Source organism: Rhodosalinus sp. 5P4 (genome assembly GCF_041365695.1).
GTDB lineage: Bacteria > Pseudomonadota > Alphaproteobacteria > Rhodobacterales > Rhodobacteraceae > Rhodosalinus.
In genome coordinates this window covers 37,568-55,768 of record NZ_JBGFSJ010000009.1, presented here as the reverse complement: position 1 = coordinate 55,768, position 18,201 = coordinate 37,568, and the positions used below count along the sequence as shown (strand labels likewise).

At 70.3% G+C, this 18,201-nt stretch carries 18 protein-coding genes; 6 read left to right on the top strand and 12 right to left on the bottom strand.

Translation table 11 applies throughout. The features are described from left to right. Positions 1-14 precede the first annotated feature (14 nt). Entirely contained in the window at positions 15-1,241 is a 1,227-nt protein-coding gene (gene trpB / locus AB6A69_RS15510; RefSeq protein WP_371061450.1) for a tryptophan synthase subunit beta, read from the top strand. 30 nt (positions 1,242-1,271) lie between these two features. On the opposite strand, the gene AB6A69_RS15505 is transcribed toward trpB, so the two are convergent. The 4 genes from AB6A69_RS15505 to pth all read right to left on the bottom strand — a co-directional run bounded on the left by AB6A69_RS15505 (position 1,272) and on the right by pth (position 4,693). Further along, positions 1,272-1,649, bottom strand: a complete 378-nt coding sequence (locus tag AB6A69_RS15505; RefSeq protein WP_371056663.1) for a DUF2237 family protein — start codon at positions 1,647-1,649, stop codon at positions 1,272-1,274. 69 nt (positions 1,650-1,718) lie between these two features. Continuing rightward, complete coding sequence (locus tag AB6A69_RS15500) at positions 1,719-2,882, bottom strand: serine hydrolase domain-containing protein (protein ID WP_371061449.1); 1,164 nt, start codon at positions 2,880-2,882, stop codon at positions 1,719-1,721. A 60-nt stretch (positions 2,883-2,942) separates the two neighbouring features. Next, entirely contained in the window at positions 2,943-3,983 is a 1,041-nt protein-coding gene (locus AB6A69_RS15495) for a DUF2332 domain-containing protein (protein ID WP_371061448.1), read from the bottom strand. Further along, complete coding sequence (gene pth, locus AB6A69_RS15490) at positions 3,980-4,693, bottom strand: aminoacyl-tRNA hydrolase (RefSeq protein ID WP_371061447.1); 714 nt, start codon at positions 4,691-4,693, stop codon at positions 3,980-3,982. Before pth ends, AB6A69_RS15495 begins: the two co-directional genes overlap by 4 nt. An 83-nt stretch (positions 4,694-4,776) precedes the next feature. On the opposite strand from pth, the gene AB6A69_RS15485 reads away from it, so the two are divergent. Continuing rightward, on the top strand, positions 4,777-5,088 hold the full coding sequence (locus AB6A69_RS15485) for an antibiotic biosynthesis monooxygenase (protein WP_371061446.1): 312 nt from the start codon (positions 4,777-4,779) through the stop codon (positions 5,086-5,088). Between the two features lie 143 nt (positions 5,089-5,231). Continuing rightward, complete coding sequence (locus AB6A69_RS15480; protein ID WP_371061445.1) at positions 5,232-6,080, top strand: hypothetical protein; 849 nt, start codon at positions 5,232-5,234, stop codon at positions 6,078-6,080. A 153-nt stretch (positions 6,081-6,233) separates the two neighbouring features. Here the strand turns inward: AB6A69_RS15480 and AB6A69_RS15475 are convergent, their stop codons facing one another. Then, a complete protein-coding gene (locus tag AB6A69_RS15475; protein WP_371056637.1) occupies positions 6,234-6,884 on the bottom strand; it encodes a 50S ribosomal protein L25/general stress protein Ctc in 651 nt (216 codons plus the stop codon). 148 nt (positions 6,885-7,032) lie between these two features. Here AB6A69_RS15475 and AB6A69_RS15470 point away from each other — a divergent pair, with 148 nt between their 5' ends. Then, the gene (locus AB6A69_RS15470) at positions 7,033-8,187 is read left to right on the top strand and encodes an MFS transporter (protein WP_371037264.1); all 1,155 of its coding nucleotides are present in this window, start codon (positions 7,033-7,035) and stop codon (positions 8,185-8,187) included. Here AB6A69_RS15470 and AB6A69_RS15465 read toward each other — a convergent pair. The 3 genes from AB6A69_RS15465 to trpA all read right to left on the bottom strand — a co-directional run bounded on the left by AB6A69_RS15465 (position 8,167) and on the right by trpA (position 10,834). Beyond that, entirely contained in the window at positions 8,167-8,787 is a 621-nt protein-coding gene (locus AB6A69_RS15465) for a hypothetical protein (protein ID WP_371061444.1), read from the bottom strand. The two genes, AB6A69_RS15470 and AB6A69_RS15465, sit on opposite strands and share 21 nt — an antisense overlap. Positions 8,788-8,795: 8 nt before the next feature. Next, on the bottom strand, positions 8,796-9,965 hold the full coding sequence (locus AB6A69_RS15460) for an L-lactate dehydrogenase (RefSeq protein WP_371061443.1): 1,170 nt from the start codon (positions 9,963-9,965) through the stop codon (positions 8,796-8,798). A gap of 77 nt (positions 9,966-10,042) precedes the next feature. Then, a complete protein-coding gene (gene trpA, locus AB6A69_RS15455; protein WP_371037261.1) occupies positions 10,043-10,834 on the bottom strand; it encodes a tryptophan synthase subunit alpha in 792 nt (263 codons plus the stop codon). A gap of 169 nt (positions 10,835-11,003) precedes the next feature. Between trpA and ychF the strand changes: the two genes are divergently transcribed. Continuing rightward, positions 11,004-12,101 (top strand): redox-regulated ATPase YchF, encoded by a 1,098-nt coding sequence (ychF, locus tag AB6A69_RS15450; RefSeq protein WP_371037260.1) that lies wholly within the window; start codon positions 11,004-11,006, stop codon positions 12,099-12,101. A 46-nt stretch (positions 12,102-12,147) separates the two neighbouring features. Here ychF and AB6A69_RS15445 read toward each other — a convergent pair whose 3' ends face one another. Next, positions 12,148-13,473, bottom strand: coding sequence for an esterase-like activity of phytase family protein (locus AB6A69_RS15445; protein ID WP_371061442.1), 1,326 nt, complete (start codon positions 13,471-13,473; stop codon positions 12,148-12,150). Positions 13,474-13,869: 396 nt separating this feature from the next. Here AB6A69_RS15445 and AB6A69_RS15440 point away from each other — a divergent pair, with 396 nt between their 5' ends. Beyond that, the gene (locus AB6A69_RS15440; RefSeq protein WP_371061441.1) at positions 13,870-14,679 is read left to right on the top strand and encodes a recombinase family protein; all 810 of its coding nucleotides are present in this window, start codon (positions 13,870-13,872) and stop codon (positions 14,677-14,679) included. A 338-nt stretch (positions 14,680-15,017) separates the two neighbouring features. Here the strand turns inward: AB6A69_RS15440 and AB6A69_RS15435 are convergent, their stop codons facing one another. The 3 genes from AB6A69_RS15435 to AB6A69_RS15425 are packed head-to-tail and all read right to left on the bottom strand — an operon-like array spanning position 15,018 to position 18,183. Continuing rightward, complete coding sequence (locus tag AB6A69_RS15435; protein ID WP_371061440.1) at positions 15,018-15,773, bottom strand: ATP-binding cassette domain-containing protein; 756 nt, start codon at positions 15,771-15,773, stop codon at positions 15,018-15,020. Positions 15,774-15,784: 11 nt separating this feature from the next. Next, entirely contained in the window at positions 15,785-16,957 is a 1,173-nt protein-coding gene (locus AB6A69_RS15430) for an FtsX-like permease family protein (protein WP_371061439.1), read from the bottom strand. Then, complete coding sequence (locus AB6A69_RS15425) at positions 16,954-18,183, bottom strand: HlyD family efflux transporter periplasmic adaptor subunit (RefSeq protein ID WP_371061438.1); 1,230 nt, start codon at positions 18,181-18,183, stop codon at positions 16,954-16,956. The genes AB6A69_RS15430 and AB6A69_RS15425 overlap by 4 nt, the downstream gene beginning before the upstream one ends. Between the last annotated feature and the right edge of the window lie 18 nt (positions 18,184-18,201).

The window sequence follows — 18,201 nt, the reverse complement described above, 5'->3', positions numbered from 1 at the left end:
CAGGAGGGATCGCGATGCCCGAGGATCTGATCAACAGCTTCATGACCGGCCCCAACGAAAAGGGCCGCTTCGGGGACTATGGCGGCCGCTTCGTTTCGGAAACGCTGATGCCCCTGATCCTCGAGCTCGAGGCGGAATACGAACGCGCCAAGGCCGACGACGATTTCTGGGCGGAGATGGAGCATCTCTGGACGCATTATGTCGGTCGGCCCTCGCCGCTCTACTTCGCCGAGCGGATGACCGAGCGGCTGGGCGGCGCGAAGATCTACCTCAAGCGCGACGAGCTCAACCATACCGGCGCGCACAAGATCAACAACGTGCTGGGCCAGATCCTGCTCGCCCGGCGCATGGGCAAGACGCGCATCATCGCCGAGACCGGTGCCGGCCAGCACGGCGTCGCCACAGCGACCGTCTGCGCCAAGTTCGGGCTCGACTGCATCGTCTACATGGGCGCGCATGACGTGGAGCGGCAGGCGCCCAACGTCTTCCGGATGAAACTCCTCGGCGCGAAGGTCGTGCCGGTGACGTCCGGGCGCGGCACGCTGAAGGACGCGATGAACGACGCGCTGCGCGACTGGGTCACCAATGTGCACGACACGTTCTACTGCATCGGGACGGTCGCGGGGCCGCACCCCTACCCGGCGATGGTGCGCGACTTCCAGTCGATCATCGGGCGCGAGGCGCGCGAGCAGATGATGGCCGCCGAAGGGCGTCTGCCCGACACCCTGGTGGCGGCGATCGGGGGCGGCTCGAACGCCATGGGGCTCTTCCATCCGTTCCTCGACGAGAAGGAGGTCGCGATCATCGGGGTCGAGGCCGGCGGCAAGGGCGTGGATGACAAGATGGAGCATTGCGCCTCGCTGACCGGCGGGCGTCCGGGCGTCCTGCACGGCAACCGCACCTACCTGCTGCAGGACGAGGACGGCCAGATCCTCGAGGGCCACTCGATCTCGGCCGGGCTCGACTATCCCGGCATCGGGCCCGAGCATGCCTGGCTGCATGACGTCGGCCGCGCCACCTATGTCTCCATCACCGACAAGGAGGCGCTCGAGGCGTTCCAGTTCTGCTGCGAGACGGAGGGCATCATCCCCGCGCTGGAGCCGTCGCACGCGCTGGCCCATGTCATGCAGATCGCGCCGGAGCTGCCGCAGGATCACCTGATCTGCATGAACATGTGCGGCCGGGGCGACAAGGATATCTTCACCGTCGCCCGGGCGCTCGGTTTCGATATGGACGACTGACGCGGCGGGGGCGCGGGCCCCCGCCCGGTTTCAGCCCGCCTCCAGCGCGTGCCGGCGCAGCACGTCGAGGGGCACGATCTCGAGGGCGCGGGCGTGGGTCGCCGCAAGATTGACCCGCGGGGCGCAGCCCTCGTCGTGGGCCTGCAGGAAACGGCCCGCGCAGACGCACCACTGGTCGCCGGGATTCAGGCCGGGAAAACCGAACTCGGGGCGCGGGCTCGACAGGTCGTTGCCGACATATTTCGAGTAGGCGAGGAACTCGGCGGTCATCACGGCACAGACCGTGTGGCTGCCGTGATCCGACGCGCAGGTGTTGCAGTGGCCGTCCCGGAAAAATCCCGTCAGCGGATCACGGGAGCAGGGCGCGAGCGCCTCTCCCAGCACGTTCTCGGACGGGTCCATTTCCATCATGCGCCTCCATTCCTTGCTTTGGGGCCAGTCTAGCGGCCGCGCGCGCCACGTCCAGCCGGCCCGGCGTCACAGGGCCGCGGCGATGGCGCGGAACATGGCGACATTGCTTTCGTGCACGCCGGGATCGCGGAAGTGCCGGTCGGCGGCGTTCACCGCGACGACGACGCCGCGCGTCCGGTCGACCCAGACATACTGGCCGTAGATGCCGCGGGCCATGAACTCGCCCTCGGCCGCGCCCACGGGCACCCACCAGTGGAACCCGTAGCCGATCTCACCCGGATCGGTCGGGGCGGAGGCCGCGGTGGAAGCGCGGACCCAGCCCTCAGGCACGATCTGCCGCCCGCCGAGCCGGCCGTCCCGCGCGTAAAGCAGCCCGAGGCGGGCATAGTCGCGCGTCGTCATGTTGAGCCCGCCCAGCACGAAGGCCGTGCCCTCGCCGTCGGTCAGGTAATAGGGTTCGGAGTCGAGACCCATCGGCGCCACGATCTTTTCGGACAAAAGCTCGGGGATCGAGCGGCCCGTCGCCCCCCTAATCACCATTCCGATCACATGGGTGTCGATGGAGACGTAGCGCCACTCCGTACCGGGGGCCGCGAAGCTGTCCCGCAGCGCCGCGGCGAACCCGTCCATCGAACCGCCGAGCGCGAGCACGCGCCCCATGCGGTTGATGTCGGAGTCGGGGTCTAGGTAATCCTCGTCGAAGACCACGCCCGACGCCATCTGGAGCACGTCGCGGAGGCGCGCGCCGTCATAGGCCGTGCCCGCGAGCCCGGGCGCGTAGTCGGTCACCGGGGCGTCGAGCGAGGCGATCGCGCCCTCTTCGAGCAGCACGCCGAGAAGCGCCGAGAGGAAGCTCTTGGCGATCGACCAGGAAATGCGGCGATCCTCGGCCCGGGTGCCGAGGCGATAGTCCTCATGGACGACCGTGCCGTCCTTCAGAACGACGATGCCGGTCACGTTCCGCGCGTCGAGCCAGGCGTCGAACCCGTCCGGCATGTCGGCCGGCCGGCCCGGGGGCAGGGGGGTCACCGGGCCGTCGCCGCGCGGCACCGGCACCGACAGGAAGGCCCGGTCCATCGCGCTGAAATTCCCCACGATCCGGGACTCGTCGAAAAGCGTGTTCACGGCCCAGAGCCGCGCGATCGCCTCGCGTTTCCAGAGACCGACCAGAAGCGCGGCGAGGGCGAGCCCCGCGACGATCCGTCCGCCCCAGATCAGGATTCTGCGCATCCACCTTCCCCGTTTCGCGCGAAAGGAAGCACGCGGCGCAGCCTTTGGCAAACGCGATCCTCAGGCAAGCCGGGCAGGCCCGTCCCAGCGCACCCATCGGCCGTGGAAATCCGCCCGGCCGAGCGCCTGGCGGCGATCTCCGGGCCAGAGGCGGAGCGCGAGCGCGGCGCCGTCGGGCCGGCCATCGGTCTCCATCGAGAGCCATGCGAGGGGCGCGTCCTCGCCGGCCCGTGCGCCCGCGGCCTCCAGCACCGCTGTGGCCCGCGCCTGCGTGGCGCGGGGAAAATACTGCCAGGCGATGGTGTGGTAAACGAGGTGAAGCCGTCCGGGCCGCGCCCGTGCGAGCCGCGCCTCCAGCCAGTCGGCCGCGTCGGCCGCATCCACGGTCGCGTCATGGGCGGCGATGGCCGCGCGGGTGCGCGCGAGGCGCTCTGGCTGGTCCGGCCAGAGATAGGCGAGAAGCCGAAGCGCATCGCCGGCGCGGCCGGGATCGAGGGGTGCCACGTCCACGCCGCGGCGCTCTGACACGCGTATCGGCGCGTCGGGTGGCGGCGGACCGTCCCAGTCGGGCGCGAGGGTGAGCACCGGCCCCGCCGGCTCGTACCGCCGCGTCCCGAGATCGAGCGCGAAGCGGTCGAAGTTGAGATTGAGTCCGCCGCTCGCGCCGAGTTCGGACAGGACGAGGGGCAGCGGGTGGCGCTCGGCTAGCCAATGCGCCGCCGCGATCAGCACCGCGCTGCGGCGGATCTCGTTCGTCTGGGGCGCGCGGTCGATCCAGTCGAGGAGAAATGGCTCGTGCGTGGCGAGCGTCTCCGCCAGGGCGCGCGCCAGCGCGGCCTCGCCCGCCTGTGCCGGAGGATAGACGGCGGCAAGCGACGGCGCGCGGGCGGAGAGGCAAAGCGCGTGCAGCCCGCCCGCAAGGCGCAGCGGCAGCGAGGCGCCCGCCGGGCCGATATCGCCCTCCCATGCCGCGAAGCGCCGCCCGAGGGCGCTGGTTTCGTCCCAGCCTTCCGCCAGCGTGTCGAGCAGCCGCGCCATGAACGGAGAGCCGAGCCGGTCGCAGGCCCGCCCCTGCGACCGGAAGGCGCCCGGCACGCTCACCGGAAGCGGTCGGCAAGCTTTTGCAGGGGGGAGCGGCGGTCGAGCGGGTCCGCCGTGTCTGCCTCGGGCTCGGGGTCTGCCGGCGCCGACTGCTTCGCCCCTTCCTCCTTTTCCTTGCCCTTCGCGCCCCCCGAAGAGCGCGGCGGGGCGACGCGCTGCGCCACCGCGTTCAGGAAGCGCCCGGTGTCGCCGCGGGCGAGGGCGGGCGCGCCGTCGGCGATGCCGCGAAGAAGATCGTCGAGCCAGTCCTCGTCGGCCTTGGCGAAGTCGTGCAGGACGTATTGCGCCACCAGCTCCTTGCGGCCCGGATGGCCGATGCCGAGGCGCACGCGGGCGTAGTCCGGCCCGATATGGGCGTGGAGCGAGCGCAGCCCGTTATGGCCGGCATGCCCGCCGCCCTGCTTGACGCGGCACTTGCCCGGCGCGAGGTCGAGTTCGTCGTGGAAAACGGTGATGTCCGCGGGCGTGAGCTTGTAGAAGCGCATCGCCTCGCCCACCGACTGGCCGGAAAGGTTCATGAAGGTTTCGGGCTTCAGAAGCAGCACCTTCTCGGCGCCGAGCCTGCCCTCGCAAAGCTGGCCCTGGAACTTCGCCCGCCACGGGGCGAAGCCGTGATCTTCGGCGATGCGGTCCACCGCCATGAAGCCGATGTTGTGCCGGTTCCGCGCGTATTTCGCGCCGGGGTTCCCGAGGCCCACGAAGAGTTGCATGGGGTCTCTCCTTGCTGGCGGCGGTCGCGGACTCTACATCGCCCGAAACGGCCCGGAAGGCCAGAGCTGGGAAGGAGACCGCGATGTATCTGACGATGAACCGTTTCAAGGTGAAGCCCGGGGAGGAAGCGGCCTTCGAGGAGGTTTGGACCCGGCGCGACAGCCATCTGAAATCGGTGCCGGGGTTTCTCGCCTTTCACCTTCTGAAGGGGCCGGAAAAGGACGGGTACCGCCTTTACGCCTCTCACACTGCCTGGGAAAGCGAGGGGCACTTCCTCGACTGGACACGGTCGGAGGCGTTCCGGGAGGCGCACAAGGGCGCGGGCGACAACAAGCATCTCTATCTCGAAACGCCCGAGCTGGAGGCTTTCGAGACCGTGCAGGCGATCGGCTGATCTCCGCCGGGGCCCGGCGCATCGGCATGTTTTGGTCGGCGCCGCGCCCGATTTCCGCCAGATTTGTGTTCGACCCGTGAAACGGTCGGGGCCGGTCGGACCGATCGTGTCCACCGGGTGGCGATCAGCAGAAGGAGTTGAACATGGGACAGTCTTTCATTCGAACGATGGGCGCCGCGGCGATATCCGCGCTTGCGCTGGGCACTCTTGCCGTCGGCGCGACTGCAATCTCCACCACGCAGGTCGAGGCGCAAGGCCAGGGCAATGGCGGTAACGGCAACGGAAATGGCGGTGATCGCGGCGGCGGCAACGGAAATGGCGGCGGCAACGGCAAGGGCGGCGACCGCGGTGGCGAGCGCAGCGGCAACGGCAAGGGTGGCGATCGCGGCGCCGGCGCATCGGGCGCCAAGGGCGGCAACGGCGCGGAGCGATCGGCCCGGGCGGGATCCCGCGGCGCGATCGCGAGCGAGCTCAAGGGCCTCAACGCCATGAACGCGAGCCCGCAGGCCTTCGCGAACGCCGCGCCCGAAAGCCAGGTGGGCCGGATCCGGGAATACCGCGATGCCGTGATTGCCTCGAAGGAACTCGATCAGGCGGCGACGGACGCCGCCAATGACCTCGAGGAGGCCCGCGCGTCCTTGAGTGGCGCCCGAAACGATGCGGTCAGCGCCCTCGGGGACGTCGAGCCGACCGACACCCTCTCGCAGGAGACGATCGATCAGGCGATCGCGGACCTCGAGGACGGGGTAATCGGGACAGAGGCGTTGAACGACGTGGCGGCCGCGCTCGAGGGCACCGAGACCGCTGGAACCCTCGACGCTCTCTTCGACAGCGCAACAACCTACGCAACGGCAAAGACGACGGCCGAGACTGCGGAAGCTGCGGCCGAGACCGCGCAGGAGGACGCCGATGCCGCGCTGCTCGACGCAAGTGGCGGGCGCACGCTTTCGGATGCGGCTCTGGCGGAGTTGAACGCCACGCTGGGGCTCTGAAGAAGCGCCGCGTGCGGGCTTCGCCGTTTCCGGGTCGCGCGGGGCGGCCATCGCCGCCGCCCCGGCCATTCGCCCCCGATCCAGAAAGACCGGCTGAAACGATAACGGGGCCCCGCGGGGCCCCGTCGCCGTCTTTCGTGAAGCGCGGAGGGTTCAATCCTCGGCTTCGGTCTCTTCCACCTCGGCTTCGGCGTCTTCGCCCTCTGCGCCCGCTTCGGCTTCGTCGGCCTTGAGGCCCGACGGCGCCGAGATGTTCGCGATGACGAAGTCGCGGTCGATCGTCGGTTTCGCGCCGGCGGGCAGGCTCACCATCGAGATCGTCACGGTGTCGCCGATGTCGAGGCCCGTCAGGTCCACGGTGATCTGCTCGGGGATGTCGCCGGCGGTCACGACGAGTTCCACCTCCGGGCGCACCGTGGTGAGCACACCGCCCCGCTTCAGGCCGGGCGCGGCCTCCTCGTTCTCGAACACGACCGGAATGTAGAGGTTGATCTTGGTCGTGCGGCGCAGGCGCATCAGGTCCACATGGGTGGGCAGGTCCTTGACCACGTCGCGCTGCACGCTGCGGCAGATCACGCGCACGTCGTCGTGCCCGTCCACCTTCAGGTTGAACAGCGTGGCGAGGAAGCGCCCCGCCCGCAGCCGCTTGATCAGCGCGTTGAAGGGGATGTTGATCGGCAGCGGATCGACGCCGCCCCCGTAAACGATCCCCGGCACCAGGTTCTCTCGGCGTGCCTGACGGGCGGCCCCCTTGCCTGTCCCCGTCCGAACCTGGGCGTGAAGATCCGGAATCTCTCCAGCCATGTCGGTGTCTCCTTGATTGAGGCAGGCATCCTCCAAGGGTGTATGCCCGCGTGAAGGCGCGCGAATAAACCGGATCGGCCCGGTTGGCAAGAGCGGTTCGGCAGAGACGCGGCTTGCCCGGGCGCGGGCGCCGTGACAGAGCCTTTCCATGCCGGCCTTGCGAGACCTTGCCCTGACACGCGCGCCCTCTGCCGCCTTCGCGGCGATGGCGCTCTTCTGGGGCATGCTCGCCGCGCTGATGCCGCAGATCAAGACGCGCGCGGGGGCGAGCGATGCGGAGCTCGGCCTTCTGCTGCTGCTGGCGACCTGCGGCGCGGGGGTCGCCGTCCTGCTGGCGGGGCCGCTGGAGCGGGCGCTCGCGGGCCGGGCTGCGGCGCTTTCGGCGCTGGCCATGGCGGTGGCGCTCGCGCTGCTGGGCGCGGCGGACACGCGCCTTCTGTTCGGCGTGGCGCTTTTCGTGGGTGGCACGGCCTCGGGGCTGATGGACGTGACGGTGAACGTCCGCATCGCCCGGACGGAGGCGGGCACCGGGCGCGGGCTGATGAACCTCGTCCACGGCATCTACGCCGTCGCGCTCGCGCTCGCCGCCTTCTCGGCCGGCCTCGCACGTGAGGGCGGCGTGCCCCTGCCGGTCATCCTGTGGGTGGCGGCCCTGCTCGTGCTGCCCCTTGCGCTTGCCTGCGCCGGGGCGGATCCCGATGCGCGGCCCGAGCCTGCCGCCGTGGGGCGGCCGCCCGCCGGCGCGGGCGCGCTGGTCGCCGCCGGGGGCGCGGTGATCCTCGTGGGCTTCATCGCGGAGCAGGCGAGCGACGGCTGGTCCGCGCTTCACCTCGAACGCAGCGCGGGTGCGGGCCCGGCGGCCGCGGCGCTGGGGCCGGTGATCCTGAGCCTCGCCACCGGGGTGGGCCGCCTGTCCGCGCAGGCCGTCCTCGGCCGCGTGGGCGAGGCCGCGCTTCTGCGCTGGGCGGCCGGGTTCGCGGCGGCGGGCGCGGGGCTGGCCGCCTGGGCGCCGGGGCTGGGCTGGGCCTATCTCGGCTTCGCGGCGATGGGGCTCGGCGTGTCGGTCATCGTGCCGCTCGCGCTCGCGCTCGTCGGACGCGGCGCAGGCGAGCGCCGGATGCGGGCGATCTCGCTCGCCTCGGCGATCGGCTACACGGGCTTCTTCCTGGGCCCGCCCGCCATGGGCTTCCTGTCGGAATGGCAGGGCCTGTGGCTGTCCTTCCTCGCCGTGGCGGGGGCGCTCGCGCTCATCCCTCTGGCCCTCGGGCCCTGGCTTGCCGCGTCAACGCGCCGGAGCGGCTGAGCCGGGTCCGAGGTAACCGCCCGCCGCCATGAGGCGCGCGTGAAGCGCGTATTCCTGCGCCCGCGCCGCGCGCAGGCGATCGTGCAGCGCCCCGGGCAGCGCGGCGTCGCGCGGTGCCGAGACGTTCTTGCGCGGCAGCGAGATCTCCGTCTCGAAGCGTTCGGACAGGAAGGCCAGCAGGCGCGGCATCGCCTCGTAGGCGAAGAGATGGTCCACCGCCAGCCGTCCCCCGTCCGTCAGGAAAGCGTGCTGGTCGCCCACGCCGGCCCAGGCGGGCGGGGAGGGGGACAGCACCGCCTGCACGAAGGCCGGGAAATCCGCGTCGCCGACGCCGTGGGTCGCGCCGGGGCGGCTGCGGTAGCGCCACCAGCTTGCGAGCCGGTCCGTGGGCTCGCGCATCACCGCGACCACCTCCGGCGCGAGGCGGTAGCCGTCTTCGAGCAGGGGCGCCACCCGGCGCGCGAAGCGCCGCGCGGTCATGTGGCGGAACCGGCCGCGAAAGACGATGTCCGCGCGCCCCCGCAGCGCCGTCTCCAGCGCGGTGGAGCCGGTCTTGGGCACCGCCAGCAGGGCGAGGTTCTGGCGCGAGAAGATCAGCACGGGGCCGGTCAGCCGGTCTGCCAGGTGCCCTCGAAATCGCGCGGCACCAGCAGGATGTCGCGGTCGAGCTCGTCGACGCGCCGCCGCCCGCAAAGCGCCATGGTCGTGTCGAGCTCCTTGCGGATCACGTCGAGCGCCGTGCTCACGCCCTTCTGGCCCATGGCGCCCAGCCCGTAGACGAAGGCGCGGCCGATATAGGTGCCCTTCGCGCCGAGCGCGACCGCCTTCAGCACGTCCTGGCCCGAGCGGATGCCGCCATCGAGATGCACCTCGATCCGGTCGCCCACCGCGTCGAGGATCGAGGGCAGGGCCCGGATCGACGAGAGCGCCCCGTCGAGTTGCCGCCCGCCATGGTTCGAAACCACGATCGCGTCGGCCCCCACGGCGAGCGCGGCCTTCGCATCCTCGGCGTCGAGGATGCCCTTGAGGATCACCGGCCCGTCCCACTTGTCGCGGAGCTTCTTCACCTTGTCCCAGTCGAGCGTGAGGTCGAACTGCTCGTTGATCCAGGACATCAGCGAGGCCGGGTCCGAGACGCCCTTGACGTGGCCCACGATGTTGCCGAACTGCCGCCGCTTCGTGCCGAGCATCTCCAGCCCCCAGCTCCATTTCGTGGCGAGGTCCGCCATGGTCGAGAGCGTCAGCTTCGGCGGGGCGGAGAGGCCGTTCTTCAGGTCCTTGTGCCGCTGGCCGAGGATCTGCAGATCGAGCGTGATGACGAGCGCGGAGCACTTCGCCTCTTTCGCGCGGGCGATCAGCCGGTCCACGTAGTCCTCGTCCTGCATGACGTAGAGCTGGAACCAGAAGGGTTTCGAGGTGTGCGCCGCCACGTCCTCGATCGAGCAGATCGACATGGTCGACAGGGTGAACGGCACGCCGAAGCGCTCGGCCGCCCGCGCGGCCTTGATCTCGCCGTCGGCGGCCTGCATCCCGGTCATGCCCACGGGCGCGAGCGCCACCGGCATCGCCACGTCCTCGCCCACCATGCTCGAGGCGGTCGACCGGTCCGCCATGTCCACGGCGACGCGCTGGCGCAGGCGGATCAGGTCGAAGTCCGAGACGTTCTCGCGGAAGGTCTGTTCGGTCCAGCTGCCCGACTCGCAGTAATCATGGAACATGCGCGGGACCCGACGGGCGTAGATCCGCTTCAGGTCGTCGATGTTCGTGATCACGGGCATGGTCGCCGCCTCCTCGCGCAAATCCCGAAAAGGCGTAGCAACGTGCGCGCGGCGTGGCAATTGCCAGGACGCCGCGCTCAGCCCCGGTGCGCGCCGTCCGCGAGGCTTCTCACGAAGGAGAGAATGTCCGGCACGGGCTTGCCTGCGGCGATTTCGCCCACGATCGCGCTGCCCACGACGGCGCCGTCGGCCACCCCGGCGATGGCCTCGGCGGTCGCGGGCGACCTGATGCCGAAGCCCACCACGACGGGCAGGTCGGTCTGCGACTTGATGCGCGCGACATCGGGGCCCACGTCGGCCGCCTGCGCCTCCGCCGCGCCGGTGATCCCGGTGATCGAGACGTAGTAGACGAAGCCGGAGGTGTTCTCGAGCACCTTGGGCAGGCGCCTGTCGTCCGTGGTCGGCGTGGCCAGGCGGATGAAATCGAGCCCTGCGGCCTTCGCCGGCAGGCAGAGCTCGTCATCCTCCTCGGGCGGAAGGTCCACCACGATCAGGCCGTCGATGCCCGCCGCGCGCGCATCCTCGAGAAAGCGCGCGACGCCGCGATTGTAGATCGGGTTGTAGTATCCCATGAGCACGATCGGGGTCTCGTCGTCGCGCTCGCGGAAGGCGCGCGCCATGGCGAGCGTCTTCTCCAGCGTCTGGCCGCCCTCCAGCGCGCGCTGGCCGGCACGCTGGATGGTGGGGCCGTCGGCCATCGGGTCGGTGAAGGGCACGCCCAGTTCCACGATGTCGACGCCCGCGCCGGGCAGGCCCATGAGCACGTCCAGCGAGGTCTCGTAATCGGGGTCGCCGGCCATGATGTAGGCGACGAACGCCTTGCGCCCCTCGGCCTTCAGCCTCGCGAAACGGGCGGCGATGCGGGTCATGGGCTCCTCCGGGCGCTGGTGGTCCGCGCTCCATTGCCTCACGGGCGCGGCGAAATCAATGGCTGCGCCCGTCCGGCCCGCGCGGTTTTTCCCGCCGTCGCCCTGCGCGGCTTGCGCCGCCCAGCCTTCCTGCCTAGACACGCGCCGTCACGCCAGGGAAGGGACGCGCATGGGCTTCAAGGTCGGAATCGTGGGGCTGCCGAACGTGGGCAAGTCCACGCTCTTCAACGCGCTGACCCGCACCGCCGCGGCGCAGGCGGCCAATTTCCCCTTCTGCACGATCGAGCCCAATGTGGGCGAGGTCGCCGTGCCCGACGCGCGGCTCGATCGGCTGGCCGCCATCGCGGGCTCGCGGCAGATCGTGCCGACCCGGATGACCTTCGTGGACATCGCGGGCCTCGTGAAGGGCGCCTCGAGGGGTGAGGGGCTCGGCAACCAGTTCCTCGCCAACATCCGCGAGGTGGACGCCATCGCCCATGTGCTGCGCTGCTTCGAGGACGACGACGTGACCCATGTCGAGGGCCGCGTCGATCCCGTCGCCGACGCCGAGACCATCGAGACCGAGCTCATGCTCGCCGACATGGAAAGCATAGAGAAACGCCTTCAGGGCCTGTCGCGGAAGGTTCGCGGCGGCGACAAGGAGGCGGTGCAGCAGGAACGGCTGCTCAACGCCGCCCTCGCCATGCTGTCGGAGGGCAAGCCCGCGCGCCTCGTCGAGGTGGACGAGGAGGACGCGAAGGCGTGGAAGGCGCTCCAGCTTCTGACCGCGAAGCCCGTGCTCTACGTCTGCAACGTCGAGGAAAGCTCGGCCGGACACGGCAACGCGCAGTCCGCCCGCGTGGCCGAGATGGCGGCGGGGCAGGGCGCCGGCACGGTGGTGATCTCGGCCCGCATCGAGGAGGAGCTCGCCCAGCTCGACGCCGAGGAGGCCGAGATGTTCCTCGACGAGATGGGGCTCGAGGAGCCGGGTCTCGACCGGCTGATCCGCGCGGGCTACGAGCTGCTGCACCTTCAGACCTTCTTTACCGTGGGCCCGAAGGAGGCCCGCGCCTGGACGATCCGCGAAGGCACCCGCGCGCCCCAGGCGGCGGGCGTCATCCACGGGGATTTCGAGAGGGGCTTCATCCGCGCCGAGACCATAGCCTATGACGATTTCGTGGAGCTTGGCGGCGAGCAGGCCGCCAAGGAGGCGGGGAGGATGCGCGCCGAGGGCAAGGCCTACGTCGTCAAGGAAGGCGACGTGCTGCACTTCCTCTTCAACACCTGAGAGGGGGACGGGCCGGGCCCGCCCCCGTCGCGCAGGCCCCCCCGCCTCATTCCGCGGCGAGGAAGTCGCCGACCTCGAGCAGGATCATCTCGGTGTCGTCGGCCCGGCCCTGCTGTCGGCCCACCGAGAAGGGGTAGTTGTTGTCGTTGGCCACGACGATCCGGGCCGGCCCCACCCGGTCCACGTTCTCGATCGTGACGAAGGGGAACGCGAACACGCCGTCGATCGTGCCGCGGGGCGCGACGCCTGCCGGATCCGCGATCGCCATGAGATCGATGTAGGCGATCTTCTCGAGCACCCCCGACGGATCGGTCCGCGCGAGATCGACGAGATAGATCCGCTTGAACCCGGCCGGGCGCGCGGGCCAGCCCTCGCGCGGGTCGCCCTGGCCGCCGTCGCGCTCGATGACGAGCGCGCGCGTGCCCTCGACGATGTTGAAGTCGCCGATGGCGTGGCCGGCGTCTTCGAGCGGGTAGTAGCGCACTGCGTCCCCCCATTCGCCGGTCAGGGCGTCGAACTCGAACATGCGCAGGACGGGCCGTCCGTCGATCGTCTCGGGCCCGCCCGTGGCCGGATCGAAAAGCGGCTTCTCGAGCAGGGGATGGAGCGTCCGGCCGTCCTCGGAGAGCGCCATTCCCTCGAAACCGCCCGAGCGCGGGGCCACGACGTCCGCGGGCAGGTCGGCGCCCGGGTCGGGCGCGGCGACGAAGGCATTGTCGGGCGAGCGGATGAGATCGCCGCCGGGCGCGGTGGCGATCACCTGCCGGACCGCGCCCGCGCCGTCCACCTCCAGCAGCCAGGGCCCGAACTCGTCGCCGATCCAGTAGCCGTCGCCCACGGGCTGGATGGATTCGGGGTCGAAGTCCGCGCCCGTGAGATAGCGCGTCTGCGTGGCCTCCGTGGCGATCGGGAAGGGCACGACGCGGTCCGGGTCGGACAGGAAGACCGTGCGCTCGGGCACGAGCCGCCCCGCCTCCCAGTCCGCCCGGAGCACGCTGAACATCAGCAGCGCGTCGGCCGAGTTCGCCTTGGAGCCGAAGCCGTTGTCGGTGAGCATCAGGAAACGGTCGTCGCCGAGGCTCCGTATGCCGGAGAAGCCCTGGAGCGCCATTTCGGGGAAGGGGCGGGCGAGGCCGGTCGCCGGGTTTCGAATCGCGTAGAGCGACTCCGTCCGCGCGCCGACGGTGAAGCGGCCGGACATCGCGAAGAGGGCCGGCGCGTCCGGTGGCGCGGGCACGAAGGACTGCGCGGGCAGGACCGCATGTGCCCTGAGCGTGGCCGTGAACGACTGGGGATCCGCCGGGGCGCGGCCGCCGGCAAGGCCGGCGAGAACGAAAATGGCGGCACAGCGCCGGAAAACGGGACCGAGCATCGGGACATGTCCGCTGCGGTGCATTCTGCGTCGTACCCCTTGCCACGCTTTCTCAACAGGGGGGTTGCAGTTTCATGACGGAACAGTGACCCGTGACCGCGGCGTTTTCATGGGGCACGTCCGCGGCGTGGTGTCCGATGGTCGGCCGCGTGCCCACCAGGGGCGATCCCCGCTCAATCGGGCGCGGCCGGGTGCGCGGCGCCACCTTTTGTCGTGGCATCGCCGAGAAGACCGGGCTCGACGCGCCATGCGCTCGCGTTGCGCATCCGCGCGAAGGCTGGCGCGTGTTCTGCCCCGGATCCGACGACGAACTCCGGCGGAGAGACAGAGGGCTGAAAGTCAGCCTCGACCGGGCGCGCGACCTCGCCGATGCGATCCGGCACATAGGGCGGCTACGTGCCGCTCGGCTACGACGTGGTCGACCGCAAGCTTATCGTGAACGCGGCCGAGGCCGCGCAGGTCCGGAGCATGTTCGAGCTTTTCGCGCCCTCCGACTCAACCACCGCCGTGATCCGGGAACTGAACGCCCGCGGCATCCGCTCCAAGCGCGGCCGGCCCATCGACCGCGGGGCGCTCTACAAGCTGCTGCACAACCGCATCTACCGCGGCGAGATCACCCACAAGGGCGAGACCTATCCCGGCGTGCACGAGCCCATCGTCGATGCGGAGCTGTGGGACGCGGCGCATGCCGTGCTGGCCGGCAACCGGAACCAGCGCGCCGGACGCACCCGGAGCACCGAGCCGGCGCTGCTGCGCGGGCTGATCTTCACCCAGTCCGGCGCCGCGATGACCCCGCACCACACGAAGAAGGGCAACCGGCGCTACTGCTATTACGTCTCGATGGACGTGATCCAGAAGCGGCCCACGGCCGAGCTGCGCGGGCCCCAGCGGCTCCCCGCGGCCATGGTGGAGGAAGCGGTCATCGGCGAAATCCGGCGGCTGCTGCGCACGCCAGAGATCATCGCGCGCACCGCCCGCACGCTCAAGAAGGAGCGGCCCGACCTCGACGAGGGCACCGTGACCGCGGCGCTCACGCAGTTCGATGATCTCTGGAAGGCGCTGATTCCGGCCGAGCAGGCCCGCGTCGTTCAGCTGCTCGTGGCGCGCGTGACTGTGGGCGAGGGCGGGATCGACATCGACCTGCGCCATGACGGCCTCGGCGCGCTTGCAAGTCTGATAGCGCCCTCGCGGGAGGACGCTGCCTGATGCCCTCGAACGAGACGATCCGCGTCCACATCCAGCTCACGATCCGCAAGCGCGGCGGTCGCCCGCGCATCCTGCCGCCGCGGGATATCGAGACCTCGGAACCGCCGCCAGGACAGGATCCCCGCGTGCTGCGTGCCATCGGCCGGGCATGGGCGTGGCGGAAGCGGATGGAGCGCGGCGAAATCACCCGGAGGGAATGGGACCGGGGCCGGACGTTCTCCGCCGTTCAAGTCTCTGTTTTAAATTAGAAAATAATTATAAGACGGTTGATCCTCCGCGAGCGCGTCCCAGACCGGAAGATGTCGCGGCACATGAACAGAATTCCGTGGCCATCTTGATCATCCCTGCGGACTGGATGACCCTGAATCCGAATATGCGTTGCGGTCAGCGAGTGTTGCGGCCGGTCCAATGTCGCTGGAGACGATACGGCCATCCTCCAGCGTGAGGATGCGGTCGGCACGGTCGAGGATGCGATTGTCGTGCGTGACCAGAAGGGTCGTCGTGCCGCGCGCCGCGCCGAGGCGCTTGAGAAGATCGATCACGTCGGCCGCGCTGTCCTTGTCCAGCGCGGCCGTCGGCTCGTCCGCCTGCACCATCGCCGGGTTGCCGACCAGCGCACGGGCCACCGCGACGCGCTGTTTCTGCCCGCCCGACAGGTTCGCGGGCAGGTAATCTATTCGGTCGGACAGCCCCACCAGGTCGAGAGCACGGGCCGCCGCCTGCCGGGCAAGGCCGTCCGGCAGGCCAGGGCGGACCTGTACCCCCATGATGACGTTCTGCAGCGCCGTCAGGCTTTCATGCAGATTGTGTGCCTGGAAGATGAACCCCAGCCGCTGGCGCAGCAGGGTCAGCTCTGCCTCGGGCGCATCGCGCAACTCGTGCCCCAAGAGCCGCACAGACCCGTCTTCCACGCCGCGCAGACATCCGGCCAGTGTCAGCAGCGTGGTCTTGCCCGATCCTGACGGTCCCATCAGCACGGTGAAACTGCCGCGCTCCAGCGTCATGTTTATGTCGAACAAAGCCTGTTTGCGGGCGTCGCCGCTGCCGAACCAATGGTTCAGGCCGCGTATGTCGAGGACGGTCTCGTTGCTCATGACAGGGCCTTTCAGAACAGGTCGGCCGGGTCGGCGGCGGACAGCCTGCGCGTTGCGATGACGCCCGAGAGCACCGAGAAGACGACGGTGCCCGAGAAGACCATGAGCGCCATGGCCGGCGTCATCGACAATGGCAGGGTCGTGATCGCGCCCATGAGCATCAGGATCGCAGTGCCCACCGCCAGCCCCGGCACGAAGCCCAGGAGGCCGAGCACCAGCGCCTCTTCGACGACGATGCCAAGGAAGAAGCGCGGCCCGTAGCCCATGGCCTTGAAGGTCGCGTATTCGCGCAGGTGGTCGGCCACGTCCGCCGACAGGACCTGATAGACGATCACCAGCCCGACCAGAACGCCGATCAGCACGCCGAAGCCGAAGATCACGCCCGTGGGCCGCTGCGTCTGCTGGTAGCGCAGATCCTCCTGCGCGGCCGCGTCGTAGCTGCGGATGCGCAGATCGTCGGCGGAAATCAGCGCGCCAAGCCGCGCGATGGTGGCGTCCGCGTCCGCACCGGGGCGCAGGCGCAGCAGGATATGATCGGGCGCGGCCGAGCTGCGCGCCGGAAAGAGCGAAAGGAAGGTCTGGTCCGACACGAACATGTAGCCGTCGCCCCCGAAGCCGCCGCCGCCCGCGAAGGTGTCGAGCGCGGTGAGCGTGCGGCCCTGCGTCTCGAACGACAGGGGCGTCTGCGGGCGGATCGCGGCGGCCTCGTCGCGCGGCAGGCCGCGCGCCAGCCGGTCGAGGATCGCGACGTCCTGCACCTGCAACAACGCAAGATCGCCGGCGATCGCGGGCGCGACGAACCCCGGCTGGCCGGGGTCGATCCCGAAGGTGGTGAAGGTGATGTCGGTGTCGCCGCGATCCCAGGGCGCGCTGCCCACGAACAGCCCCATGCCGGCGACCACGTCCGGGTCCGCGAAGGCCTGCAGCATCCATTGCCGCGCCACGTTGCTGCCTTCGGCCAGCGCGTTGGCGTCCGCGGCCGAGATCATGATGTCGGCCTGGAACAGCTCGTAAGGTTTCAGCGTCGCTGCGGCCATCGAGTTCATGATGCCGAGCTGCACGAAAACCAGCACATTGGCGAAGGCGACACCCGACAGGGCCGCCACGAACCGACCCCGCTTGTGGGTCAGTTGCAGCCAGCCGATCGGCAGCCGCCCGAAGATCCATTGCAGCAGACGGCTCATTGACCGACCCGCCCAGGCGCGCCCGTGTCGATCCGAGCCACCGCCTCCAGACCGACATAGCGCGCGGCAAGGCGCGAGGACGCGGGGTCTAGCGTCACGAGCACCCGGACCACGCGCGCGTCGGAATTTGCCGCCGCGTCGTCCGAGATCAGCCCCTGCCGCCCGACGGTCAGGCCGATGCTTTCGACCGTGCCGCGCACGCCTTGCCCCAGTGCGGGGGCGGCCAGTTCGACCGGTTGGCCCGCCGCGACGGCGGCAACGCGATCCTGCCAGACCTCGACCTCGGCCATCATGGCGCTTGTGTCGCCCATCTCCATGATGCCTTCGGCGGGCGGGCGCTGGCCGGGCGTCGCGTTGACCTCGAGGATCGTGCCGTCGATGGGCGCGCGCACCTCGGCCCGGGCCAAGTCGGCGCGGGCGCGCGCAAGCTCGGCCCGTGCTGCGTCCACGTTGCGTGCGGCCACGACGACATCGGGCTGGTCGTCCAGCGCCGTGCCGGTAAAGCGCGCCAGCGTCGCCTCGGCCCTTGCGACGGCCAGCCTGGCCTCCTCGGCCGCGGTGCGGGCCGCATCGAGCGTGGCATCGGTGGCGACACCGCGTTCGGCCAGCCCCTCGGTCCGCGCGAGGTTGGCTTGCGCCTCTCGCGATGCCGCCCTTGCCTGATCCAGCGTGGCCTGCGCCTCGGCCCGGCTCGCGGCGACGGCGCTGCGCGTCTGCGTGAGGGTCGCCTGCCGGATGGCGAGCGTCGCCTCTGCCGTCAGGACGGCGCTTTCCAGGGCCTGCATGTTGTCGAGCCGGGCCAGCGTATCGCCACGCGACACGCGGTCGCCGACCGAGACGAGGATCTCGGCAACCCTCGCATCGCCCGCGCCGTAAGGGGCCGCGACGATGGCGACGTCTCCACGGGGCATGAGGCGCGCCAGGCCCACCACGTCCGAAGGCAACAGGGTCTCCGCCATCTCCTCTGGCAGTTCGATCTCCGGGGGCAGCGCGATGGGGTTGTCGGCTCCGCCGCCCGGTTGCAGGCCCGTCATGGCGTAGAAAGTTTGCAGGCCGGGGGGCTGGTAATAGAGCCCGATCACCGCCCCGGAAAACATGAAGACCGGGATCAGCAGGACCAACAGATACCGCTTGCGGAACCAGCGCCGGCGCGGCGCCGGGGCGGCGGCGTCGCCTGTGTCCCTGCCCAGGTCGAGCGGCAGGTCGGGGGTGTCGGGGGCGGTCATCTGTCTGATCCTGTCGGG

What these genes read in the sequence shown, in the direction of transcription:
- trpB (WP_371061450.1), top strand. Translation starts at nt 15, where the DNA reads ATGCCCGAGGATCTGATCAACAGCTTCATGACCGGCCCCAACGAAAAG.
- AB6A69_RS15505 (WP_371056663.1), bottom strand. Translation starts at nt 1,649, where the DNA reads ATGGAAATGGACCCGTCCGAGAACGTGCTGGGAGAGGCGCTCGCGCCC.
- AB6A69_RS15500 (WP_371061449.1), bottom strand. Translation starts at nt 2,882, where the DNA reads ATGCGCAGAATCCTGATCTGGGGCGGACGGATCGTCGCGGGGCTCGCC.
- pth (WP_371061447.1), bottom strand. Translation starts at nt 4,693, where the DNA reads ATGCAACTCTTCGTGGGCCTCGGGAACCCCGGCGCGAAATACGCGCGG.
- AB6A69_RS15485 (WP_371061446.1), top strand. Translation starts at nt 4,777, where the DNA reads ATGTATCTGACGATGAACCGTTTCAAGGTGAAGCCCGGGGAGGAAGCG.
- AB6A69_RS15480 (WP_371061445.1), top strand. Translation starts at nt 5,232, where the DNA reads ATGGGACAGTCTTTCATTCGAACGATGGGCGCCGCGGCGATATCCGCG.
- AB6A69_RS15475 (WP_371056637.1), bottom strand. Translation starts at nt 6,884, where the DNA reads ATGGCTGGAGAGATTCCGGATCTTCACGCCCAGGTTCGGACGGGGACA.
- AB6A69_RS15470 (WP_371037264.1), top strand. Translation starts at nt 7,033, where the DNA reads ATGCCGGCCTTGCGAGACCTTGCCCTGACACGCGCGCCCTCTGCCGCC.
- AB6A69_RS15460 (WP_371061443.1), bottom strand. Translation starts at nt 9,965, where the DNA reads ATGCCCGTGATCACGAACATCGACGACCTGAAGCGGATCTACGCCCGT.
- trpA (WP_371037261.1), bottom strand. Translation starts at nt 10,834, where the DNA reads ATGACCCGCATCGCCGCCCGTTTCGCGAGGCTGAAGGCCGAGGGGCGC.
- ychF (WP_371037260.1), top strand. Translation starts at nt 11,004, where the DNA reads ATGGGCTTCAAGGTCGGAATCGTGGGGCTGCCGAACGTGGGCAAGTCC.
- AB6A69_RS15445 (WP_371061442.1), bottom strand. Translation starts at nt 13,473, where the DNA reads ATGCTCGGTCCCGTTTTCCGGCGCTGTGCCGCCATTTTCGTTCTCGCC.
- AB6A69_RS15435 (WP_371061440.1), bottom strand. Translation starts at nt 15,773, where the DNA reads ATGAGCAACGAGACCGTCCTCGACATACGCGGCCTGAACCATTGGTTC.
- AB6A69_RS15430 (WP_371061439.1), bottom strand. Translation starts at nt 16,957, where the DNA reads ATGAGCCGTCTGCTGCAATGGATCTTCGGGCGGCTGCCGATCGGCTGG.
- AB6A69_RS15425 (WP_371061438.1), bottom strand. Translation starts at nt 18,183, where the DNA reads ATGACCGCCCCCGACACCCCCGACCTGCCGCTCGACCTGGGCAGGGAC.